4 protein-coding genes and 1 pseudogene are annotated in these 3748 nt (G+C 43.4%); 2 read left to right on the plus strand and 3 right to left on the minus strand.

The window, feature by feature from the left end:
* Positions 1 to 232, plus strand: a pseudogene (locus LC574_RS30675) (hypothetical protein); the annotation flags it as partial.
* 206 nt (positions 233 to 438) lie between these two features.
* On the opposite strand, the gene gndA reads toward LC574_RS30675, so the two are convergent.
* On the minus strand, positions 439 to 1869 hold the full coding sequence (gene gndA, locus LC574_RS30680) for an NADP-dependent phosphogluconate dehydrogenase (protein WP_229457366.1): 1431 nt from the start codon (positions 1867 to 1869) through the stop codon (positions 439 to 441).
* A 216-nt stretch (positions 1870 to 2085) separates the two neighbouring features.
* Between gndA and LC574_RS30685 the strand changes: the two genes are divergently transcribed.
* Complete coding sequence (locus LC574_RS30685) at positions 2086 to 2823, plus strand: Ycf66 family protein (protein WP_229457367.1); 738 nt, start codon at positions 2086 to 2088, stop codon at positions 2821 to 2823.
* Positions 2824 to 2881: 58 nt separating this feature from the next.
* Here LC574_RS30685 and LC574_RS30690 read toward each other — a convergent pair whose 3' ends face one another.
* Positions 2882 to 3301 carry a hypothetical protein gene (locus LC574_RS30690; protein ID WP_229457368.1) on the minus strand — a complete coding sequence of 140 codons (420 nt, stop codon included), beginning with the start codon at positions 3299 to 3301 and terminating at the stop codon, positions 2882 to 2884.
* Positions 3294 to 3509, minus strand: coding sequence for a hypothetical protein (locus LC574_RS30695; protein ID WP_229457369.1), 216 nt, complete (start codon positions 3507 to 3509; stop codon positions 3294 to 3296). Before LC574_RS30695 ends, LC574_RS30690 begins: the two co-directional genes overlap by 8 nt.
* Positions 3510 to 3748: the final 239 nt, after the last annotated feature.

Here is a 3748-nt window from a genome sequence, read left to right on the forward strand (position 1 = left end):
TCTAGTAACAGCGCAAAAGCGAGATGAAGCCACCTTTCAGCTTGCATTGGTACATCGCGCACAAAATCAACCAGAATTAGCTGTGCCGTTGTTGATTCAAATAATTAAGAGTCAAAACCCGACGCGAGATTTAGGTAAGAAAGCCTATAGACAGTTATTTGAATTGGGTTTTGTTGATTCTCCCTATCCCAGAGAAGGTGGTGCTTCATCTTCCTCATCCCCAAAAAAATAAATTAAATTTTTCTTGTCTGTTTTCCCCCTCTCCCTCATCTCCCTCATCTCCCTCATCTCCCTCATCTCCCTCATCTCTTCGTTGAGTAGCGATTTTGTCTACGGTTCGTTAAAAAGAAAGTGACTCTGAAACTCAGAGCCACCCTTAAAACTGTATTCTGAAACTTTTTAACTTTTCACAATATCCTGGTATAAATGTGTGAAAATTTACTTCTTAGCTTCAGCAATGGGTACCCATTCAGTGTGGAAAGTTCCGGGCTTATCAAGACGCAGGTAGGTATGTGCGCCGAAGTAGTCGCGTTGTGCTTGAGTTAGATTTTGAGGTAAGCGATCGCGGCGATAGCTGTCAAAATAATCCAAGGATGCGCTAAATGCGGGTACTGGAATTCCCAGTGTTGCAGCTGTCGCAATCACTTCCCGCCAAGCAGTCTGTCTGTCAAGAATTGTCTGCTTAAATTCGGGAGCTAACAGCAGGTTAGGCAAAGCTGGATTTTCGCTAAAAGCCTTCTTAATCTTATTCAAAAAGCGAGCGCGAATAATACAACCACCTTTCCAAATCCGCGCCATTTCGCCCAGATCCAAATTCCAGTTATATGTTTTTGAAGCGGTGGATAGCAACGCCATGCCTTGAGAATAAGAACAGATTTTTGAGCAATAGAGAGCATCGCGTACTTTGTTGATAAAGTCCTTGGTTTGCCCGTCATACTTGCCACTGGGGCCTGTTAGAACTTTAGATGCTGCAACCCGCTCCTCTTTAATCGAAGAGATAATCCGGGCATTAACTGCTGCTGTAATTGTGGGAATAGAGACTCCCAATTCCAAGGCAGTTTGTACAGTCCAGCGTCCAGTTCCCTTTTGACCTGCTGCGTCAACAATCAAATCCACCAGGGGTTTATTTGTTTCTGGGTCAAGATATGGGAAGATATTCTTCGTAATCTCAATCAAAAATGAATCGAGTTCATCGGTGGTGTTCCATTCAGCAAACACCTCATGTAGCTGATTATGGTCTAATCCAGCAGCACTTTTGAGCAAGTCGTAGGCTTCAGCAATTAGCTGCATGTCGCCGTACTCAATGCCGTTGTGTACCATTTTGACATAGTGACCAGAACCACCAGGGCCAATGTAGGTTACACAAGGGCCATCATCGACTTGGGCAGCAATTTTGTTGAAAATTGGCGATAGAAACTCGTAAGAGCTTGTTGTACCTCCAGGCATCAGAGATGGGCCGTTCAGCGCCCCTTCTTCACCGCCACTGACACCCATACCAAGATACCGAAGCCCAGTAGGTTCTAATTCCTGAGTGCGTCGTTCCGTATCTTCAAACCAAGAGTTGCCACCGTCGATAATGATATCGCCTTCTTCCAACAAGGGTTTGAGTTGAGCAATCACCGCATCCACTGGCTTACCAGCTTGCACCATTACTAGAATTTTGCGGGGACGTTCCAATGAGGCGACAAAATCTTCCAGGTTAAAAGCGGCTTTGACGTTCCGTCCTGGGGCACGCTGCGCCATAAACGCATCCGTTTTTTCTCGGGAGCGGTTGTAAACTGCAATTGGGAAGCCATTGCGCTCCACGTTTAGAGCGATGTTCTCACCCATAACGGCTAATCCAATCACACCAAAGCTTTGTAGTGTCATAAAAAATTTCTGGCTAACTCTTGCAGATCCTTTTACTTTAAGGGTAGTCCGATATTTTCCCTTCTCTCCTAAAGAAGACCTTAAGAGTTAATATAAATGACAAAAATCCACAACTAACACGGATAATTAATTTTAATTTGTATCTAAATCAACAATTGACTTGCAAAATTTGCAAAATTTAAATAGTCAAAGGACGCAGTAAGGAGTAACCAAATAATGCTGGCATTTGTCCTAGCTTTGGTGGTCGGTTTTGGTAGTTTAGCCATTTACATAGCAGCTTTCTTTTTTCCAGAAATCCACCGCAAGAATGACTTTATCTGGAGTGGTATAGGACTTTTCTACGCCTTAGTTTTATGGGTGTTTGCACCACGCATTACTGGAGGTTTGTTGCTGGGTCACGTGGCTAGTGTGGCTCTTTTGGTTTGGTTTGGCTGGCAAACTCTATCATTACGTCGCCAACTGACTCCACAGCCACAACAAACCCAAGTACCCAGTCCTGAGACAGTGAAAACTGGTATTCAGGAACAGGTAAATAAGTTCTCCCTTCAGGAACGGCTGGGTCAGTTGCAAAAAAGTCTTGGTAGCACCTTCAGTGGCGTGAAAGATAAGGTGCAACAGACTGTGAGTAAAAAAACACCCACAACCCCCAAACCTGAAGACATTACCTCTGTTCTGGTAGAGAAACCTACTGTTGATATTATCGACAAAACTACTGTCACACCAGAAAAACCAGCAGAGGAGACAGTTACTACTGACACCCAAGCCAAAACCGAGAGTGTACCGGAAGCGATTCCACCACATCCCCCATCTCCGGAATTGGTGGAAGCAGCGCAAGCAGATTTTGAAATTGAGGAGAAGCAACCGATTCCCGTAGAAGAAATTGCGCCGGATGCGGTACTCGCTCCCCCGACGGAAACGCCACCGGAAGCAATACCGCCGAATCAAGCTAGTTGAATGCAGTGAAACCCAACGTTAACCTAATATGATGTTGGGTTTCACTATTTCCATCACGCTATTTTAGTTTACGGCTAATTTCAAACACTAATTCAGAACGATAGAAGCACACATCAAACGCTAAAAAGAAATTCATGTGTCCTAAAATCAATGGGGCGTTTCTATCTCTTGTCCAAGCAAAAGCTAGTTCTACTGTCGGAAATTGCTCAACATTTGCTATCAACACCAATGCCCTCGCCTCAAACCTAGCCAAATTACCACCCAATGGAACAGAGAGTCTTTGACGTTCCCAAACTGCTCCCAGCCTTAACCCGATTTCGTAGGGCAATACGTTGACAGTAGAACCAGTATCTAGCAAGCCTGATACATTTACAGAGCGATCCTGATAAGTCAGAATTAGGGGTAGATAAGGCAGCCCACTTAATGCACCGAGTTCTGGATTTACCTCAGTAAATGCCAATCTAACTTTATCAACCATGTGTTGCCGCTTCTTCTGCTAATGCCTTAGCTAAAACAGCAGCAGCTTCAAAAGAATCATATAAATCAAGACTTGCTACTTTGTCCTGAGCATCCAATGGAACTAAACTCGATTCCTTCAACAATTCGGCTGCCAGGAAATGTATTAGTAAGAGTTTATCAGTGTGAGATAATTCTTTAACTAGCGGTATGAGTTCGGCAAGAAGCATAAGTTAAGGCTTTAATGAATTTAAATAAATTTTAGAGCATAGTTTGGGAAATGCTCTTAACTAACTAGGGATAAAAATTATGAACATCCAACTTAAAGAGACTATCGTCTTGTATAGGAATCGTATTTGATTTTTGAAATTATTTACGTAGGCGGGGAGTGGGGAGTAGGGAGTAGGGAATAAGGAATTAGGCTTTTCGAGTTGTACCGAGCTTTTTCAGAAATCAAATATTAGTCCTA

Source organism: Nostoc sp. CHAB 5715 (assembly GCF_020829685.1).
Classification (GTDB): Bacteria; Cyanobacteriota; Cyanobacteriia; order Cyanobacteriales; family Nostocaceae; genus Nostoc.

What these genes read in the sequence shown, in the direction of transcription:
- LC574_RS30685 (WP_229457367.1), top strand. Translation starts at nt 2,086, where the DNA reads ATGCTGGCATTTGTCCTAGCTTTGGTGGTCGGTTTTGGTAGTTTAGCC.
- LC574_RS30690 (WP_229457368.1), bottom strand. Translation starts at nt 3,301, where the DNA reads ATGGTTGATAAAGTTAGATTGGCATTTACTGAGGTAAATCCAGAACTC.
- LC574_RS30695 (WP_229457369.1), bottom strand. Translation starts at nt 3,509, where the DNA reads ATGCTTCTTGCCGAACTCATACCGCTAGTTAAAGAATTATCTCACACT.
- gndA (WP_229457366.1), bottom strand. Translation starts at nt 1,869, where the DNA reads ATGACACTACAAAGCTTTGGTGTGATTGGATTAGCCGTTATGGGTGAG.